Origin of the sequence: Marinobacter sp. ATCH36 (assembly GCF_023555055.1) — a bacterium.
Taxonomy (GTDB): Bacteria; Pseudomonadota; Gammaproteobacteria; order Pseudomonadales; family Oleiphilaceae; genus Marinobacter.
In genome coordinates this window covers 379,302-397,214 of record NZ_JAMJPL010000003.1, presented here as the reverse complement: position 1 = coordinate 397,214, position 17,913 = coordinate 379,302, and the positions used below count along the sequence as shown (strand labels likewise).

Here is a 17,913-nt window from a genome sequence, read left to right as displayed (position 1 = left end):
TGATCTAATAAGCGGTTGTGGCTTATTTTTTTGGGTATTTTCGGGCTTCTTCGCCCGTGTACAGTTGGCGGGGACGGCCAATGCGGTAGTCGCCGCTGACCATCTCGTTCCAGTGTGAAAACCAGCCAATGGTGCGGGAAAGAGCGAAAATTACCGTGAACATGGACGTCGGGATACCGATTGCCTTGAGAATCAGGCCGGAATAGAAATCCACGTTCGGGTACAGTTTGCGCTGGACGAAATATTCGTCTTCCAGTGCAATTTTTTCCAGTCGCTGAGCAATCTTCAGCAGTGGGTCGTTTTCCAGCCCCAGCTCGGTCAGTACCTCGTGAGCGGTTTCCGCCATGACTTTGGCGCGCGGGTCAAAGTTCTTGTATACGCGATGGCCAAAGCCCATCAGACGGAACGGGTCGTCCTTGTCCTTGGCTTTGGCGATGAACTTCTCGATGTTGGATTCGTCGCCGATTTCGGCCAGCATATCCAGAACGGCTTCGTTGGCGCCTCCGTGAGCCGGGCCCCAGAGCGCTGCGATGCCGGAAGCAATGCAGGCGTAAGGGTTGGCTCCGGTGGAGCCGGCCAGGCGCACGGTAGACGTGGAAGCGTTCTGTTCATGATCCGCGTGCAGAATGAAAATCTTGTCCATGGCTTTTGCCAGGATCGGGTTTGGCTTGTACTCCTCGCAGGGAACACCGAACATCATCTGCAGAAAGTTTTCGGAGTACGAAAGGTCATTGCGCGGGTACATAAACGGCTGGCCAATGCTGTACTTGTATGACCAGGCAGCAATAGTGGGCATCTTGGCGATCAGGCGGTGCGCCGTGATTTCCCGCTGGTGCAGATTGGTGACGTCCATCTGGTCGTGATAAAACGCTGAAAGCGCACCTACAACGCCACACATGATGGCCATGGGATGCGCGTCCCGACGGAAGCCCTGGTAGAAATTGCGCATCTGGTCATGCAGCATCGTGTGGCTTTTAATGGTGTCGTGGAACTGTTTGTTTTCTTCGGCAGTTGGCAGCTCACCGTTGAGTAGCAGATAGCAGACTTCGAGGTAGTCCGAGTTTTCTGCCAGTTCCTCAATCGGGTAGCCCCGGTGCAGGAGAACGCCATTGGCGCCATCAATGTAAGTAATTTGGGATTGGCATGCCGCGGTGGATACAAATCCGGGGTCGTATGTAAAGACGCCTTCTTGCACCAGGCTTCTTACGTCAATGACGTCAGGGCCAACGGTGCCTGAGTAAACCGGTAGCTCAATGGTCTTGTCACCCACCGAAAGCGTTGCTTTCCTGTCGGTCATGGTGCTCTCCTATTTATCAGCATTTTAAAGCGCGAGAAGGCGCGTATTATCGCAAAACTGGCGGCAAAATATAGGGCGTTGGCTTTTTTTGTCAATGGAGGGGGCCATAAAACCCGTTTTTCGACATTCGCTGTCAATCGTTTAAATCCGATACATGCCCACCCGGCCAGCACAAATCGGATTTGTCAATTGTCTTTATAGCAAGTCCCAAGGCCTGATTTTACGGGCTTTCACAAGGTTCCGCGTTTGTAATTGGCAGGGGTACTCCTTATAATCCGTATCCCGGAATCGGGGATTGAGCCGACCGCAGCGTCAGATTTTAGAAGAGCGCATGTCGGGTTTTCTCCCTCCTTAGGCAATCGTGTGCCGGATTCGTTCCGCATTATGATCGTTACATACCAACCATCCGCACCCGGTTTATCCGGCCCGCGGAACCAAGAGAGAGTGTGAGAGCGCTGTGAATAGCAAACGACCAGTAAATCTCGATCTCGGCAAGTTCCATTTTCCGCTGCCAGCTATCACGTCCATACTGCATCGCGTCAGTGGCATCATCATTTTTGTAGGTGTCGCTTTCATGCTGTACGGACTTCAACTTTCCCTGTCCGGGGAAGAGGGCTACAGCCGTGTTAGTGGGTTGCTGGACAGCTTCCTTGCGAAGCTGATTACCTGGGGCATTCTGTCTGCCTTGCTGTACCACCTGGTTGCGGGTATCAAGCACCTGCTGATGGATGTGGGCATCGGCGAAGAGCTGGAAAGTGGCCGGCTTGCGGCGAAAGCCACAGTCGTGATTTCCGTTATTCTCATCCTTCTTGCAGGAGTCTGGGTATGGTAAACAGCGTAACGAACCTCGGGCGCAGCGGCGTATTTGATTGGATGATCCAGCGAGTCACCGCCTACGTACTTGCTCTGTATACAATTTTTCTGTTCGGTTTCATGCTGACGTCTGACGTCAACTATGAATCCTGGTCGTCGCTCTTCGATCAGACCTGGTTTCGCATCTTTACCCTGCTTGCACTGTTATCAATCGGCGCGCATGCCTGGGTGGGGCTCTGGACAGTAACAACGGATTACATCAAGGCGACTCTGCCCCGGTTCCTGGTTCAGGCACTGTGTGGTTTGACAATGTTTGTGTATGTAGTCTGGGGCATTCAGATTCTTTGGGGGCTTTAATTAATGGCTAATATCAAGACCATGTCTTACGACGCGATTGTTATCGGTGGCGGCGGTGCCGGTATGCGTGCAGCCCTGCAGCTGACCGAGTCCGGCGTCAATACCGCGTGTATCACCAAGGTGTTCCCGACACGTTCCCACACAGTATCTGCCCAGGGTGGTATTACCTGCGCGATTGCCAGTGCTGACCCGAACGATGACTGGCGCTGGCACATGTACGATACGGTCAAGGGTTCTGACTATATCGCCGACCAGGATGCCGTCGAGTATATGTGCTCGGTAGGTCCTCAGGCAGTATTCGAGCTGGAGCACATGGGGCTGCCGTTTTCCCGTACCGAGCAGGGCCGCATTTATCAGCGCCCGTTTGGTGGTCAGTCCAAAGGTCCGGACAATCCCACTCAGGCAGCACGTACCTGTGCCGCCGCTGACCGTACCGGTCATGCGCTCCTGCACACGCTGTATCAGGCAAACCTGAAAGGTGGCACTACCTTCCTTAATGAGTGGTACGCAGTCGACCTGGTGAAGAACAGCAAAGACGAAGTAGTCGGGATCGTCGCCATCGAGATTGAAACCGGTGAAGTGGCTTATATCAAGTCCAAGGCTACCGTACTGGCGACAGGCGGGGCAGGCCGGATTTACGCGTCTACCACCAATGCCCTGATCAACACCGGCGACGGTATTGGCATGGCCCTGCGTGCTGGTTTCCCGATGCAGGACATGGAGATGTGGCAGTTCCACCCGACGGGTATCTATGGTGCCGGTACGCTGGTGACCGAAGGTTGCCGGGGTGAGGGTGGCTATCTGATCAACTCCGAGGGCGAGCGTTTCATGGAGCGCTATGCTCCTAACGCGAAAGACCTGGCTGGCCGTGACGTTGTCGCGCGGTCAATGGTGATCGAGATTCTTGAAGGTCGGGGCTGTGGGCCGGAAAAAGACCACGTTCTGCTGAAACTGGATCATTTGGGAGAAGAAACCCTGAACCTGCGTCTGCCGGGTATCTGTGAGTTGTCCCGTACCTTCGCACACGTTGACCCGGTTAAAGAACCGGTTCCTGTTGTTCCGACCTGTCACTACATGATGGGCGGCATCCCGACCAACGTCGGCGGTCAGGCCCTGACTCAGGACGAAAGTGGTAACGACAAGCCGATTCCGGGCCTGTTCGCCTGTGGCGAGGCAGCCTGCGTATCGGTTCACGGCGCCAACCGTCTTGGTGGCAATTCACTGCTCGACCTTGTGGTGTTTGGCCGTGCGGCTGGTCTGCACATTGAAGAGCAGCTTCGTGGCGGGTTCGAGGTTGACGGCGCCAGTGAGCAGGATATCAAGAATGCCATGGCCCGCCTTGAGCGCCTTAACGGTGCGTCCGAGGGAGAAAGTGTTGCCGAGGTTCGCAAGGAGCTGCAGAGTTGCATGCAGCTCTACTTTGGCGTATTCCGTGACGGCAAGAGCATGGAAGAGGGGCTGAAGAAACTGGAGGCGATCGGTGAGCGTGTTCGTAACACCAAGCTGGCCGACACCAGTAATGCCTTCAATACTGCCCGTATCGAAGCGCTTGAGCTCGACAACCTTTTCGAAGTGGCTCAGGCTACTGCCATTTCCGCGTTTGAGCGTAAGGAAAGCCGCGGCGCCCATGCCCGCAATGACTTTACCGAGCGGGACGATGAGAACTGGCTCAAACACTCTATGTATTACCCGGTAGACAAGCGTGTCGGTAAGCGTGCTGTGAATTTTGCGCCGAAGACCGTTGACACGTTTGAGCCGAAGGTCCGGACTTACTAAGGGGGACGTTGAAATGTTAGTGAGCCTTTATCGTTATAACCCGGAAGTCGACAACGCGCCCTATATGCAGGACGTGGAAGTCGAAGTTCCCGAAGGCAAGGACCTGATGGTCCTTGATGTGCTGAATCTCATCAAGGAGCGGGATGCTTCAATGGCCTACCGGCGTTCCTGCCGCGAAGGTGTGTGTGGTTCAGATGGTATGAACATGAACGGCAAGAATGGTCTTGCCTGTATTACCCCGTTGTCAGAGGTGCTCAAGAACAACAAACTGGTATTGCGCCCGTTGCCGGGGCTTCCGGTTATCCGTGACCTGGTCGTGGACATGAGCCTTTTCTACAAGCAATACGAGAAGGTTATGCCGTACCTGGTCAACGATAACCCGGCCCCCGCCATTGAACGCTACCAGTCTCCTGAAGACCGGGAAAAACTGGACGGCCTTTACGAGTGCATTCTTTGTGCCTGCTGTTCCACGTCCTGCCCGTCGTTCTGGTGGAACCCGGACAAGTTTATTGGCCCGGCCGGTCTGTTGCAGGCTTACCGTTTTCTGGCGGATAGCCGGGATACCGCCCAGGAAGAGCGGCTTGCCAATCTTGACGACCCGTTCAGCGTATTCCGCTGCCGTGGAATCATGAACTGTGTCAGTGTCTGCCCTAAAGGCCTGAACCCTACAAGGGCGATCGGCCATATCCGCAATCTTCTGCTTCAGCGGGCAACTTAAGCAAAATCCGGCACAACGTCTATACTGTGCTGATGAAGCTCGCACCCGGAGGAGCCTGCAATGACGCGGGCTCTTCAACCAAAGGCTTATAGTCAAAAGTCTTAACAGGGTGCAAACTACGCAAGCCGTGACGGGAGCTTATAAGGTTCCCCCACGACGTTGCTGAGTATAATAACCACCGGGGAACGGAAAACATCCTTGCTGGGTGTGGTGGCCAAAGTCGATCCCGTAAAAACCCGTATTGACTCAGATTTACCCCTGGCCGACCATAGCCAGCTCCCCGCACCAGCCCAAGGTGAGCTACACAAAATGCACGAAAGCATGATGGAGCAGTTATGGCAGACTTCCCACCTCCAAGGTGGAAATCTTGCCTATGTTGAACAGCTTTTCGAAACCTACCTGAAAGACCCCAATGCCGTTCCTGAAGAGTGGCGTAGTTATTTCGACAAACTTCCCAGTGTTGATGGCTTTAAAGGTCGCGATATAGATCATTCGTCTATACGCCAGCAGTTCGAGCACATTTCCCGTAATCAGCGTTTCCTTGCCAGCAGCGGCGTGCCCGCCAGTGCCACCGTGGATGCGGACAAGAAGCAGATTCGCGTGCTACAGCTGATCAATGCCTTTCGCTTTCGTGGCCACCAGGAAGCGAAACTCGATCCTCTCGGTGTCTGGGACCGGCCTCAGGTGGAAGATCTCGACCCTTCGTTTCATGAGCTTTCCGAAGCGGATTACGACCTGGAGTTTCAGACCGGCTCCCTGAACTTCGGGTCCGAGACCATGAAGCTCAGGGATATTGTTGACGGCCTGCGTGAGACCTACTGCGAAAGCATTGGTGCCGAGTACATGCACGTTGTGGACACGCGGATTAAACGCTGGTTTCAGCAGCGGATGGAACCGGTTCGTTCCCGGCCCAACTACGAAGTCGCTACCCGCAAGCACTTATTGGAACGTCTTACAGCTGCAGAGGGGCTGGAGAAATATCTTGGTTCCCGCTATCCCGGGGTCAAGCGTTTTGGTCTCGAAGGTGGTGAAACCCTGATTCCGTGCCTGGACGAGCTTATCCAGAGGGCGGGCAGCTATGGCGCCAAGGAAATCGTTTTGGGTATGGCCCACCGTGGCCGCCTGAACGTTCTGGTGAATACGCTTGGCAAAAACCCCAAAGAACTGTTTGATGAATTCGAGGGCAAGAAACTCGCGGATTCCGGCTCTGGTGACGTCAAATATCATCAGGGCTTCTCATCCAACGTGATGACTGAGGGCGGTGAAATTCACCTGGCCCTGGCATTTAACCCGTCACACCTGGAGATTGTCTCGCCAGTGGTTGTGGGCTCAGTTCGCGCCCGCCAGACCCGCCGCGAAGACCCTAACGGTACTCAGTGTGTTCCCATTATCATGCACGGTGACGCCGCCTTTGCAGGGCAGGGCGTGGTCATGGAAACCTTCCAGATGTCCCAGACCCGGGGCTATGGTGTTGGCGGTACGATCCATATCGTCATTAACAACCAGGTCGGTTTTACCACTAGCAAACAGGAGGACGCCCGCTCCACGGAATACTGCACGGATGTGGCCAAGATGATTCAGGCGCCGATTCTGCATGTGAACGCGGACGATCCCGAAGCGGTCATGTTTGTGACCCAGATGGCCATGGATTATCGCCACGAGTTCAAGAATGACGTGGTGATTGATCTGGTGTGCTATCGCCGTCGCGGCCACAACGAGGCGGATGAACCGGCTGCCACCCAGCCGGTTATGTACGAAAAAATTCGCAAGCTGACAACGACTCGCAACCTTTACGCCGAAAAGCTGGTGACGGACGGGGTTATCACCGAGGAAGAGGCGAAGCAGATGGAGCTGGACTACCGTGACGAGCTGGACAAGGGCGACCATGTGGTCAAGGCCCTGGTCAAGGAGCCCAACAAAGAGCTCTATGTAGACTGGACTCCGTATCTGGGTCATGAGTGGACAGCGAAGTGTAAGTCAAGCGTTGCTCTGAAGACGATCCAGAAGCTTGGTAAAAAACTGACCCATATACCGGAAGGTTTCGGTGTGCAGCGCCAGGTGTCCAAGATCATCAGTGATCGCGAAAAAATGACAGCTGGTGCCCTGCCCATTAACTGGGGCTATGGCGAGATCATGGCCTATGCCACGCTGCTAAATGAAGGGCACCCGATCCGTATTACCGGTCAGGACGTCGGTCGCGGTACATTCTCGCATCGCCATGCTGTGCTGCACAGCCAGAAAGACGGCGCGACCCATACCGCCCTGGAACATATTGCCGACGATCAGCCGAAGTTCGAGATCTATGATTCATTGCTGTCCGAAGAGGCGGTGATGGCATTCGAGTACGGCTACTCAACGACGGCTCCGAGCGGACTCGTGGTCTGGGAAGCTCAGTTTGGCGACTTTGCCAACGGCGCTCAGGTTGTTATTGACCAGTTCCTGACCAGCGGTGAGCACAAATGGGGCCGCCTCTGCGGTCTGACTCTGCTGTTGCCTCATGGTTACGAAGGCCAGGGGCCAGAGCACAGTTCAGCCCGCCTTGAACGCTTCCTACAGCTTTCAGCAGAGCACAACATTCAGGTGTGTGTGCCAACAACCCCGTCGCAGGTATTCCATATGCTGCGCCGTCAGGTAAAACGTCCGCTGCGCAAGCCATTGGTGGCGATAACGCCAAAAAGCCTGTTGCGACATAAAGAGGCAACCTCGGATCTTGACGATCTTACGTCAGGCACCTTCAAAACAGTGCTGCCCGAGAAAGAGCCGTCAGATCCGAAGAAGGTCGATCGCCTGATTCTGTGTAGTGGCAAGGTCTATTTCGACCTGTTGGAGCGCAAGAAATCAGATGAACGGGACGATGTTGCGATTGTTCGTATAGAGCAGTTGTATCCGTTCCCGGGGGATGACCTGGACGAGCTTCTGGCCCTGTACCCCAAGCTCAAGCATGTAGTCTGGTGTCAGGAAGAGCCCATGAATCAGGGTGCCTGGTATTGCAGTCAACACCACATGCGCAATGCACTACACCGCAAGAATCCGAAATTGTATCTTCAATATGCTGGTCGTGATGCATCCGCTGCCCCGGCTTGTGGGCATATGTCCGCCCACATTGAAGAGCAGAAAAAACTGGTTAACGACGCGTTTGAAATCTGACGAGCTACCGAACTAAGGACCCGAGATGTCAACTGAAATAAAAGCCCCCGTATTCCCAGAGTCGGTCGCGGAGGGAACAGTCGCGACCTGGCACAAACAGCCTGGCGAAGCCTGTTCGCGTGACGAGCTGATCGTCGACATTGAAACCGACAAGGTCGTGCTCGAGGTGGTTGCCCCGGCTGATGGTGTAATCGAGGAAATACTCAAGGGCGAAGGCGACACCGTAGAAAGCGGTGAAGTGGTCGGCAAATTCAAGGAAGGCGCCGCTGGCGAATCAAAGCCCGCCGCGAAGGATGAAGGTAAAGAAGAGGAAGGCAAGAAGGAAGAAACGGCTGATCAGCCGGCTGAGGCGTCTGCCAAACCTTCTGGCGACGCCATTCTCAGCCCGGCTGCCCGCAAGCTGGCCGAGGAGAATAGTATTGATCCGGGCTCGGTTGAGGGTACAGGAAAAGACGGTCGAGTAACCAAAGAAGACGTTCAAAATCATATAGATACTGGAAAGTCTTCAGGTTCTACATCAGCCCCTGCATCGAAGCCGGCCGGTGATATGCCTCAGGTTGATGTGAACGCAGGAGAGCGGCCGGAGAAGCGGGTACCGATGACCCGTTTGCGCGCCAGTATTGCCAAGCGCCTGGTTAATGCCCAACAGACCGCGGCCATGCTCACCACGTTCAACGAAGTGAACATGGGCCCTGTGATGGAGCTGCGCAAGCAGTACAAGGAAAGCTTCGAGAAGCGCCACGGTGTCAAGCTCGGCTTTATGTCGTTTTTCACCAAGGCGGCTACAGAAGCTCTGAAGCGCTTCCCGGCTGTGAATGCCTCCATCGATGGTAATGACATGGTTTACCATGGTTATCAGGATATTGGCATCGCAGTCTCAAGCGATCGTGGTCTGGTCGTTCCTGTTTTACGTGATACCGATGCCCTTGGCCTGGCCGGCATCGAGAAGAAGATTGTGGAATATGGAACCAAGGCCAAAGAGGGAAAACTGGGGATCGAGGAGATGACCGGTGGTACCTTTACCATCACTAATGGCGGTATCTTTGGCTCACTGATTTCGACACCGATCCTCAACCCGCCGCAAACGGCCATCCTGGGCATGCACAAGATTCAGGAGCGCCCCATGGCGGTTAACGGCAAGGTCGAGATTCAGCCGATGATGTATCTGGCGCTTTCGTATGACCACCGCATGATCGATGGCAAGGAAGCAGTGCAGTTCCTGGTGGCTATCAAGGAAATGCTTGAAGACCCGGCGCGTATTCTGCTGGACGTTTAAGCTGACACTTAACGAATTGAAAAACGGGATAAAACATGTCTGACAAGTACGATGTAATCGTCATTGGCGCTGGTCCTGGCGGCTATGTTGCCGCCATCAAGGCAGCACAACTGGGCCTGAAAACCGCGTGTATCGAATCCTGGACGGACAAGGAAGGTAAAAACCGGCTTGGCGGGACCTGCCTGAATGTGGGCTGCATTCCCTCAAAGGCATTGCTGGAAATTTCCCACAAGTACGAAGAAGCGAATCACGGATTTGCCGATCAGGGCATCATGGCAAAAGATGTCAAGATGGACATCGGCAAGATGATGGAGCGCAAGGAAGGCATCGTGAACCAGCTCACCGGTGGCATCGGCGGGTTGTTCAAGGCCAATGGTGTGACACCGATCTGGGGGCACGGAAAGTTGCTGGCAAACCGCAACGTTGAAGTGACGGATCAGGATGGCAAAACCAAGACCTACGAGGCCGAAAACGTCATCATTGCCACCGGTTCCAAGCCTATTCAGATCCCCCCCGCGCCTTTCGACGGCGAGCATATCGTTGATTCCGAGGGCGCGCTGGAATTCACCGAAGTTCCGAAGCGTCTTGGTGTCATAGGTGCGGGCGTTATCGGCCTCGAACTGGGTAGCGTATGGGCCCGGCTCGGTGCCGAAGTAACGGTGATTGAAGCTCTGGATACTTTCCTTCCGGCTGTTGACCAGCAGCTTGCCAAGGATGCACTGAAGCAGTTCCAGAAGCAGGGGCTCAATATCGTCATGGGCGCCCGTATGACTGGTGCAGAAGTCAAACGTAAGCTGGTGAATGTGAGCTACGAGGATTCCAAGGGTAAACAGGAAGCCAAGTTTGACAAGCTGATCGTGGCTGTTGGTCGTCGCCCATACACCGACAATCTGCTATCCGAGGATGCCGGTGTCCAGATGGACGAACGCGGTTTCATTTTTGTCGATGACAACTGCAAAACCGAAGCCCCGGGTGTCTGGGCCGTTGGTGATGTGGTTCGTGGTCCTATGCTCGCTCACAAGGCATCCGAAGAGGGTGTCATGGTCGCTGAGAGAATTGCAGGGCACAAACCACAGGTTAATTACGATTGCATTCCCAACGTAATCTACACCTTCCCGGAAATTGCCTGGGTCGGCAAGACCGAGGAGGAAGTAAAGGCGGAAGGTGAAGAGTACAATGTTGGCACCTTCCCGTTTGCTGCCAATGGCCGTGCCATGGCTGCCAACTCGGCATCCGGCATGGTGAAGATTATCGCTGACGCGAAAACCGACCGAATTGTTGGCTTCCATGTGGTAGGCCCGCAGGCTTCTGAAATCGTTGCCCAGGGCGTAATCGCCATGGAATTCGGTTCCAGTGCTGAAGATCTCGCCCTTACCTGTTTCGCGCATCCGACTCTGTCCGAGTCCGTGCATGAGGCAGCTCTGGGCGTTGCTGGCGGAGCGATTCATATCGCCAACCGTCGCAAAAAGAAGTAACGCAAATCAGGAAACAGGGAGGGCGCCAATGAAGGCGCCCTCCTGCTATCCTTCATAAAATAGCGGGACATTAACTATGAATTTGCATGAATATCAGGGCAAGCAGCTGTTTGCTGAATATGGCCTGCCAGTATCCAGGGGTATCGCCTGCGAGACGCCAAAAGATGCCGTGGCTGCTGCCGACGAAATCGGCGGCGACGCCTGGGTTGTAAAGGCACAGGTCCACGCCGGTGGCCGCGGCAAGGCCGGCGGTGTGAAGCTGGTCAAGAGCAAGGACGAGATCCGTGCTTTTGCGGAAAACTGGCTGGGCAAGAATCTGGTTACTTACCAGACCGACGAAAACGGGCAGCCGGTCGGCAAGATCCTGGTTGAGTCCCTGACCGATATCGACCAGGAGCTGTATCTGGGCGCCGTTGTTGACCGTGGCACCCGTCGCATCGTGTTCATGGCGTCCACCGAAGGTGGTGTCGAGATCGAAAAAGTCGCAGAAGAAACGCCCGAGAAAATCCTCAAGGCCGAAGTTGACCCGTTGGTCGGCGCGCAGCCTTACCAGGGCCGGGAACTGGCTTTCAAGCTGGGTCTGGAAGGCAAGCAGATCGGCCAGTTCACCAAGATTTTCATTGGGCTTGCCAAGCTGTTTGAAGAGTGCGATCTGGCACTGGTTGAAATTAACCCGCTGGTTATCACTCCGGCAGGCGATCTGCATTGCCTGGACGCCAAAGTCGGTGTTGACGGCAACGCGCTGTATCGCCAGAAAAAGATTCATGAAATGCACGATCCTTCCCAGGAAGATCCCCGTGAGGCGGAAGCAGCCAAGTGGGAGTTGAACTACGTAGCACTGGAAGGAAACATCGGCTGCATGGTTAATGGCGCTGGTCTGGCCATGGGTACCATGGACATCATCAAGCTGTCCGGCGGCCAGCCCGCCAACTTCCTGGACGTAGGCGGCGGCGCGACCAAAGAGCGTGTTTCCGAGGCCTTCAAGATCATCCTGTCTGACGACAATGTGAAAGCGGTTCTGGTAAACATCTTTGGCGGCATCGTTCGCTGCGACATGATTGCTGAAGGCATTATCGGTGCCGTTAAAGACGTTGGCGTGAAGGTGCCAGTGGTTGTGCGTCTTGAAGGTAACAACGCTGAGAAAGGCACCAAGGTGCTCGCCGACAGCGGCCTGAACATCATCGCTGCCACCAGTCTGTCGAATGCGGCAGAGCAAGTCGTTAAAGCCGCAGGGGGTAAATAATGAGCATCCTGATCAACAAAGACACCAAAGTTATCTGCCAGGGCTTTACCGGCGCACAGGGTACTTTCCACTCTGAGCAGGCAATTGAGTATGGTACCAAGATGGTTGGTGGCGTAAGCCCCGGAAAGGGCGGTACTGAACACCTTGGCCTGCCGGTATTCAATACGGTGCGCGAGGCAGTCGAAAAAACCGGCGCGGAAGCCACGGTTATCTATGTACCTGCTCCGTTCTGCAAGGACGCCATCATTGAAGCGGCAGACGCTGGAATCCAGCTGATTGTGTGCATCACTGAAGGCATCCCGACCATCGATATGCTGTACGCAAAAGAGTACGTGGATCGTAAGGGCGTTCGCATGATCGGGCCTAACTGTCCGGGTGTCATTACACCGGGCGAAAGCAAGATCGGTATCATGCCGGGCCATATCCACAAGCCGGGTAAGGTGGGCATTGTGTCCCGCTCAGGAACCCTGACCTACGAAGCGGTCAAGCAGACCACTGACTTCGGTTACGGCCAGTCCACCTGTGTCGGTATCGGTGGCGATCCTATCCCGGGCTCCAACTTCATCGATATCCTGCAACTGCTGCAGGACGATCCTCAGACCGAGGCTATCGTAATGATTGGTGAAATTGGTGGTACCGCCGAGGAAGAAGCAGCTGCGTTCATCAAAGAGAACGTCTCCAAGCCAGTGGTATCTTACATCGCCGGTGTGACTGCGCCTCCTGGCAAGCGTATGGGCCACGCTGGTGCGATTATCTCCGGTGGCAAGGGTACGGCAGATGAGAAGTTTGCTGCCCTGAACGACGCCGGTGTCAAAACTGTGCGTAGTCTGGCCGAAATTGGCAAGGCACTGAAGGAAGTGACTGGCTGGTAAATCACCGCCGGTTCAAAAAAGCCCCCGGGTCTGCCTTGCGGACTTCCGGGGGCTTTTTGTTTTAAGGCACCTTAACGCCGGGAGCACATAAGACTATAATGCCCGGTCAGCCTGCACTATGATGGCTGTTTCCTATAAACAGAAGGAGTTCATGCTTTGAGTTCTGTCGATTCCCAGCAACGGATTTTGTCCGGCATGCGTCCCACCGGCAAGTTGCACCTTGGCCACTATCACGGTGTTCTGAAGAACTGGGTAAAACTCCAGCATGAATTCGAGTGTTTTTTCTTCGTTGCGGACTGGCACGCGCTAACGACCAATTATGACGACCCCAGCGGTATCCAGGATAGCGTCTGGGACATGGTTGTTGATTGGCTTGCGGCAGGTGTCAATCCCGGTTCTTCCACCATGTTCATTCAGTCCAAGGTGCCAGAGCACGCCGAGTTGCACCTGTTACTGTCGATGATCACGCCTCTGGGCTGGCTTGAGCGCATTCCCACCTACAAGGATCAGCAGGAAAAACTGCGTGAGAAGGACCTGGCGACCTATGGGTTCCTGGGTTATCCATTGTTGCAAAGCGCGGACATTCTCATGTACCGCGCTGGCCGCGTGCCCGTGGGGGCGGACCAGGTATCCCATGTGGAGATCACGCGGGAAATCGCCCGCCGCTTCAATCATATCTATGGCCGTGAGCCGGGGTTCGAGGAGCAGGCCGAGGGCGCCATCGTCAAGATGGGCAAAAAGAATGCAAAGCTTTACCGCACCCTGAAGAAGCGTTATCAGGAAGAAGGCGATATGGAGGCGCTGGAAACCGCCAGAGCCCTGCTCAAGGAGCAGCAGAACATCTCCCTGGGGGATCGTGAGCGGCTGTACGGTTATATCGAAGGTGGCGGTAAGGTGATCCTTCCGGAGCCCCAGCCGTTGTTAACGCCCGAATCGAAGATGCCGGGACTGGACGGCCAGAAAATGTCCAAATCCTACAACAACTACATTGGCCTGCGTGAAGACCCTGACAGTGTTGCCCAAAAGGTCCGCACTATGCAGACCGATCCGCAGCGTGTGCGGCGGACCGATCCGGGCGAACCGGAAAAGTGCCCGGTGTGGGGGCTGCACAAAGTGTATTCCGACTCGGATACCCAGGAGTGGGTGCAAACCGGATGCCGCAGTGCGGGCATTGGCTGCCTGGAATGCAAGAAACCTCTGATTGACTCGATTATCGAAGAGCAGCGCCCGCTGCATGAACGTGCCCGGGAGTACGAGGGCAACCCCGACCTGGTGCATGCCATTATCGAAGAAGGCTGTGAACATGCCAGAGACGCGGCGCGGGATACCCTGGAAGAAGTCCGGGCGGCGATGGGGCTGAGTTACCGCTGAACGCCGCTGACGAACACTCTGGAGATGCCATGACAGACGATACTGCAGGCAACACAGTGGCAGACGAGGGGGTGGAATCACCCGTTCAGGAAGGTGAGCAGGCGCCGCTGGCAAGGGTTTCCGGTAAACCGGTGGTTGACCTTCCCCGTGACCTGTATATACCCCCGGATGCACTGGCGGTATTTCTGGAAGCGTTTGAGGGGCCGCTGGATCTGTTGTTGTACCTGATCCGGCGCCAGAACATGGATATTCTGGATATTGATGTCAGCGAAATCACCAAGCAGTACATGGATTATATTGGTGCCGTAGAGGCCATGCGATTTGAACTGGCGGCAGAATACCTGGTAATGGCTGCCACCCTGGCGGAGATTAAATCCCGGATGCTGCTTCCGCGGCAGGAAACCGAGGATGAGGAAGAGATTGATCCAAGGGCCGAGCTGATCCGCCGTTTGCAGCAGTACGAGCGCTTCAAGCAGGCGGCCGAGGACATTGACGCGATGCCACGGCTCGAGCGGGACCATTTTACGGGCTCGGCCGCATTACCGAAGATGCCCTCCAGTCAGCCACATCCGGATGTGGATCTGCGGGAAATCCTGCTGGCACTTCAAGGCGTACTGAAACGCGCAGACCTGTTTACCAGTCACCACGTCGAAAGGGAACGGCTGTCGACCCGTGAGCGCATGTCCGCAATCCTGTCGGCATTGCGGGACGATCAGTTCGTGACATTTGAAAGTCTGTTCACACCGGAAGAGGGGCGACTGGGGGTTGTGGTCAGCTTCCTGGCAACACTTGAATTGGTTAAAGAGCAGCTGATCGAAGTGGTGCAGGCCGAGGTTCTCGGCCCGATTCATGTCAGGGCCAGGGCGTCCCGCTGAAAGACTGACCTTGCCCAATCCGATACTGGTAGTGGAACCATGAACGAAGAAAACCTCAGGAAAATTCAGGCGATTACCGAAGCTGCGCTGCTTGCTGCCGGCAAGCCGATGTCTGTGGATCAGCTGCGGGAACTGTTTGAAGAGGGCGAACGCCCGGCCCGTCAAATTATGGAGCATGTCCTGCTGCTGTTGGAGCAATCCTGCCAGGGGCGGGGGTTTGAACTGAAGAAAGTGGCCAGTGGGTATCGGCTGCAAGTCAGGGAAGAATACGCGCCCTGGGTTGGGCGCTTGTTCGAGGAGAAGCCCCAGCGCTATTCCCGGGCATTGCTTGAGACCCTGGCACTGGTGGCGTATCGCCAGCCCATCACTCGCAGCGAGATTGAGGATATTCGCGGTGTTACGGTCAGCAGCAACATCGTCCGCACATTGCTTGAGCGTGAATGGGTGCGGGTTGTGGGACACCGGGATGTGCCGGGCCGGCCTGCCATGTACGCTACCACGAAACAGTTCCTGGATTATTTCAACCTGGAGGGGCTGGACCAGCTCCCCCCGCTTTCTGAAATCCGGGATCTGGAAGAGATCGGGCGGGAAATTGAAAAGAACATGCAGGCGGAGATTGAATTTGAATCTCCGGCCAGAGATGCTGGTGATGACGATGGGGAAACATCCTCTGAGTCCTCCACAGAGCAGACACTTCACTGATGCCGATGGCATCAGCCACTTGTTAAGGAAAGATTCATGGCGGCAGATCGCCCCCGCAAGCCAGTCACTAAAAAGCCGGAAGACACTACGACACCTGCTGGCCCGGAACGTATTCAGAAATTACTGGCCAGAGCCGGTGTGGGATCACGCCGGGAAGTCGAAGGCTGGATAGAGGCCGGCCGCCTGGTGATAAACGGCCAGCCAGTGGAGCCAGGACAGAAGGCGTCGGTCAGTGATCGTATTGAGCTGGACGGCAAGCGCCTTGACATTGCTGCCGGTGCGGAAGTTCTTCGGCGTGTGCTGATCTACAACAAGCCGGAAGGGGAAGTGACCACCCGAAAAGACCCGGAAGGGCGTCCGACTGTATTCGACAGCCTTCCACGGCTCAAAGACCATCGCTGGATCGCTATCGGTCGGCTGGATATCAACACAACCGGGCTTGTGCTATTCACCACGGATGGAGAGCTTGCTAACCGGCTGATGCACCCGTCGCGACAGATCGATCGTGAATACGCCGTGAGGGTTTTTGGTGAAGTAGACGAAGCGATGATCAAGCGGTTGTCAGAGGGCGTTTTGCTGGATGACGGCATCGCGAAGTTTTCCGACATCACTGAAGCCGGCGGCAAAGGGATCAATCAATGGTTCCATGTCACATTGCTGGAAGGACGTAACCGGGAGGTTCGTCGGCTATGGGAGTCTCAGGGGGTTCGTGTCAGTCGTCTCAAGCGGGTACGGTACGGGCCGATTTTTCTCCCCAGCCGGCTGACGGTTGGCAAATGGGAGGAGCTGGACCAGAAAGCGGTAGACTCGCTCAGCAAATCGGTGGATCTGAAGCCGGTTGAGATTCCGGCAAAAACACCCTCTGAGCAGAAGGTTCATGACCGCCAGCGCGGTAAGCAGCCAGGCTCTGCCGCCAGAAAAACCGGAAAGCCCCGTTGGCAGGTTGACAGTTCCAGGCCTGAACAGAAGCCGACGCGCAAACCCGCTGCCCGGTCGTCAAAACAGTAATCAGTTTCCGATAACGGCGAATACCCTGGTGCAGTTACGGCCATGGTCTTTCGCCCGGTACAGTGCCTCGTCGGCGCGGGCCAGCCATTGATCGGCGGTTTCACCGGGAAGGCGCTGGGCCACACCACAACTGGTGGTGACCGACACATCGGTATCACCACAGTTCACCGAAATGCTTCCTATATACTCCCGAATCCGGTCTGCAACGGCGCGGGCGTGGCTTTCATCTGTGTGGGGCAGCAGAATTGCGAACTCCTCGCCACCGAAGCGATAAACACTGTCGGAGTTCCTCACCGCTTTCCCGAGTTCGTCAGCAGCCAGCTTCAGGATATGGTCTCCCACTACGTGGCCATGTTGATCATTCACCTGTTTGAAATAGTCCAGGTCACACAGGATCATTGAGTAATCGTCGCCATGGCGATCTCCAAGGCAACATGCGCGTGACAGTTCCTCATCCATTGCCCGTTTGTTGGGAACACCGGTCAACGAATCCGTCAGCGCGGCCTGTTCGATCGAGATGAACTGGCAGGCATTGCGAATCGGGCAGATGGCTGCCGACAGTATCAGTTCAATACCCTCCAGCTCCTGCTCGGCGAATTTCTGGCGCCGGCTGAACGAGAGTGAGCCGTAAAAGCTACCCTCCAGGTTCAGCCGATAATCGCAACGATGGGGGCCACCCATACCGGTGGCATACACAAAATCTCGGGATGCTATCCGGTGCCGGTAGTTCATGCAGTCGAAAGGTATGGCAGAACTGATTTCTTCTGCCAGGATGGCCAACTGTGTTTCCAGGTTCAGTGTTGTTGAGAGCCTGCGTGTAAGGCGGGTAAGAACATCCGGGGATTCACTCCATTCCCGATGAGCCTGTCTGAGCGCTGCGAGCTTTTGGGGTTGAGGTCCTGACTTGTTGATCGTTGGGATGTTTTTCACTCTGCATGGCCCGATAAGTGTAATTTCGCTGTACATAAGCAAATAGCTGGCCA

15 protein-coding genes are annotated in these 17,913 nt (G+C 55.4%); 13 read left to right on the top strand and 2 right to left on the bottom strand.

The window, feature by feature from the left end; translation table 11 throughout:
- Positions 1-22: 22 nt before the first annotated feature.
- A complete protein-coding gene (gene gltA, locus M8010_RS12730) occupies positions 23-1,297 on the bottom strand; it encodes a citrate synthase (RefSeq protein ID WP_250091716.1) in 1,275 nt (424 codons plus the stop codon).
- 457 nt (positions 1,298-1,754) lie between these two features.
- Here gltA and sdhC point away from each other — a divergent pair, with 457 nt between their 5' ends.
- From sdhC to rluB, 13 genes are all read left to right on the top strand, one after another.
- Entirely contained in the window at positions 1,755-2,129 is a 375-nt protein-coding gene (gene sdhC, locus M8010_RS12725) for a succinate dehydrogenase, cytochrome b556 subunit (RefSeq protein WP_250091715.1), read from the top strand.
- On the top strand, positions 2,123-2,467 hold the full coding sequence (gene sdhD, locus M8010_RS12720; RefSeq protein WP_250091714.1) for a succinate dehydrogenase, hydrophobic membrane anchor protein: 345 nt from the start codon (positions 2,123-2,125) through the stop codon (positions 2,465-2,467). Before sdhC ends, sdhD begins: the two co-directional genes overlap by 7 nt.
- Before the next feature lie 3 nt (positions 2,468-2,470).
- The gene (sdhA, locus tag M8010_RS12715) at positions 2,471-4,243 is read left to right on the top strand and encodes a succinate dehydrogenase flavoprotein subunit (RefSeq protein ID WP_250091713.1); all 1,773 of its coding nucleotides are present in this window, start codon (positions 2,471-2,473) and stop codon (positions 4,241-4,243) included.
- A gap of 13 nt (positions 4,244-4,256) precedes the next feature.
- Positions 4,257-4,961 (top strand): succinate dehydrogenase iron-sulfur subunit, encoded by a 705-nt coding sequence (locus tag M8010_RS12710; RefSeq protein ID WP_250091712.1) that lies wholly within the window; start codon positions 4,257-4,259, stop codon positions 4,959-4,961.
- A gap of 309 nt (positions 4,962-5,270) precedes the next feature.
- Entirely contained in the window at positions 5,271-8,108 is a 2,838-nt protein-coding gene (locus tag M8010_RS12705) for a 2-oxoglutarate dehydrogenase E1 component (protein ID WP_250091710.1), read from the top strand.
- A 25-nt stretch (positions 8,109-8,133) separates the two neighbouring features.
- Entirely contained in the window at positions 8,134-9,384 is a 1,251-nt protein-coding gene (gene odhB, locus M8010_RS12700; RefSeq protein WP_250091709.1) for a 2-oxoglutarate dehydrogenase complex dihydrolipoyllysine-residue succinyltransferase, read from the top strand.
- Positions 9,385-9,419: 35 nt separating this feature from the next.
- Positions 9,420-10,859 carry a dihydrolipoyl dehydrogenase gene (lpdA, locus tag M8010_RS12695; RefSeq protein ID WP_250091707.1) on the top strand — a complete coding sequence of 480 codons (1,440 nt, stop codon included), beginning with the start codon at positions 9,420-9,422 and terminating at the stop codon, positions 10,857-10,859.
- 76 nt (positions 10,860-10,935) lie between these two features.
- Positions 10,936-12,102 carry an ADP-forming succinate--CoA ligase subunit beta gene (sucC, locus tag M8010_RS12690; protein WP_250091705.1) on the top strand — a complete coding sequence of 389 codons (1,167 nt, stop codon included), beginning with the start codon at positions 10,936-10,938 and terminating at the stop codon, positions 12,100-12,102.
- Positions 12,102-12,974 carry a succinate--CoA ligase subunit alpha gene (gene sucD, locus M8010_RS12685; RefSeq protein WP_250091703.1) on the top strand — a complete coding sequence of 291 codons (873 nt, stop codon included), beginning with the start codon at positions 12,102-12,104 and terminating at the stop codon, positions 12,972-12,974. The genes sucC and sucD overlap by 1 nt, the downstream gene beginning before the upstream one ends.
- Before the next feature lie 156 nt (positions 12,975-13,130).
- Positions 13,131-14,345, top strand: coding sequence for a tryptophan--tRNA ligase (locus tag M8010_RS12680; RefSeq protein WP_284048090.1), 1,215 nt, complete (start codon positions 13,131-13,133; stop codon positions 14,343-14,345).
- Between the two features lie 29 nt (positions 14,346-14,374).
- Positions 14,375-15,220 carry a segregation and condensation protein A gene (locus M8010_RS12675; RefSeq protein WP_250091702.1) on the top strand — a complete coding sequence of 282 codons (846 nt, stop codon included), beginning with the start codon at positions 14,375-14,377 and terminating at the stop codon, positions 15,218-15,220.
- 39 nt (positions 15,221-15,259) lie between these two features.
- The gene (gene scpB, locus M8010_RS12670; RefSeq protein WP_250091701.1) at positions 15,260-15,922 is read left to right on the top strand and encodes an SMC-Scp complex subunit ScpB; all 663 of its coding nucleotides are present in this window, start codon (positions 15,260-15,262) and stop codon (positions 15,920-15,922) included.
- A gap of 36 nt (positions 15,923-15,958) precedes the next feature.
- Positions 15,959-16,930, top strand: coding sequence for a 23S rRNA pseudouridine(2605) synthase RluB (gene rluB, locus M8010_RS12665; RefSeq protein ID WP_250091699.1), 972 nt, complete (start codon positions 15,959-15,961; stop codon positions 16,928-16,930).
- Here the strand turns inward: rluB and M8010_RS12660 are convergent, their stop codons facing one another.
- Complete coding sequence (locus M8010_RS12660; protein ID WP_250091698.1) at positions 16,931-17,860, bottom strand: GGDEF domain-containing protein; 930 nt, start codon at positions 17,858-17,860, stop codon at positions 16,931-16,933.
- Positions 17,861-17,913 lie beyond the last annotated feature (53 nt).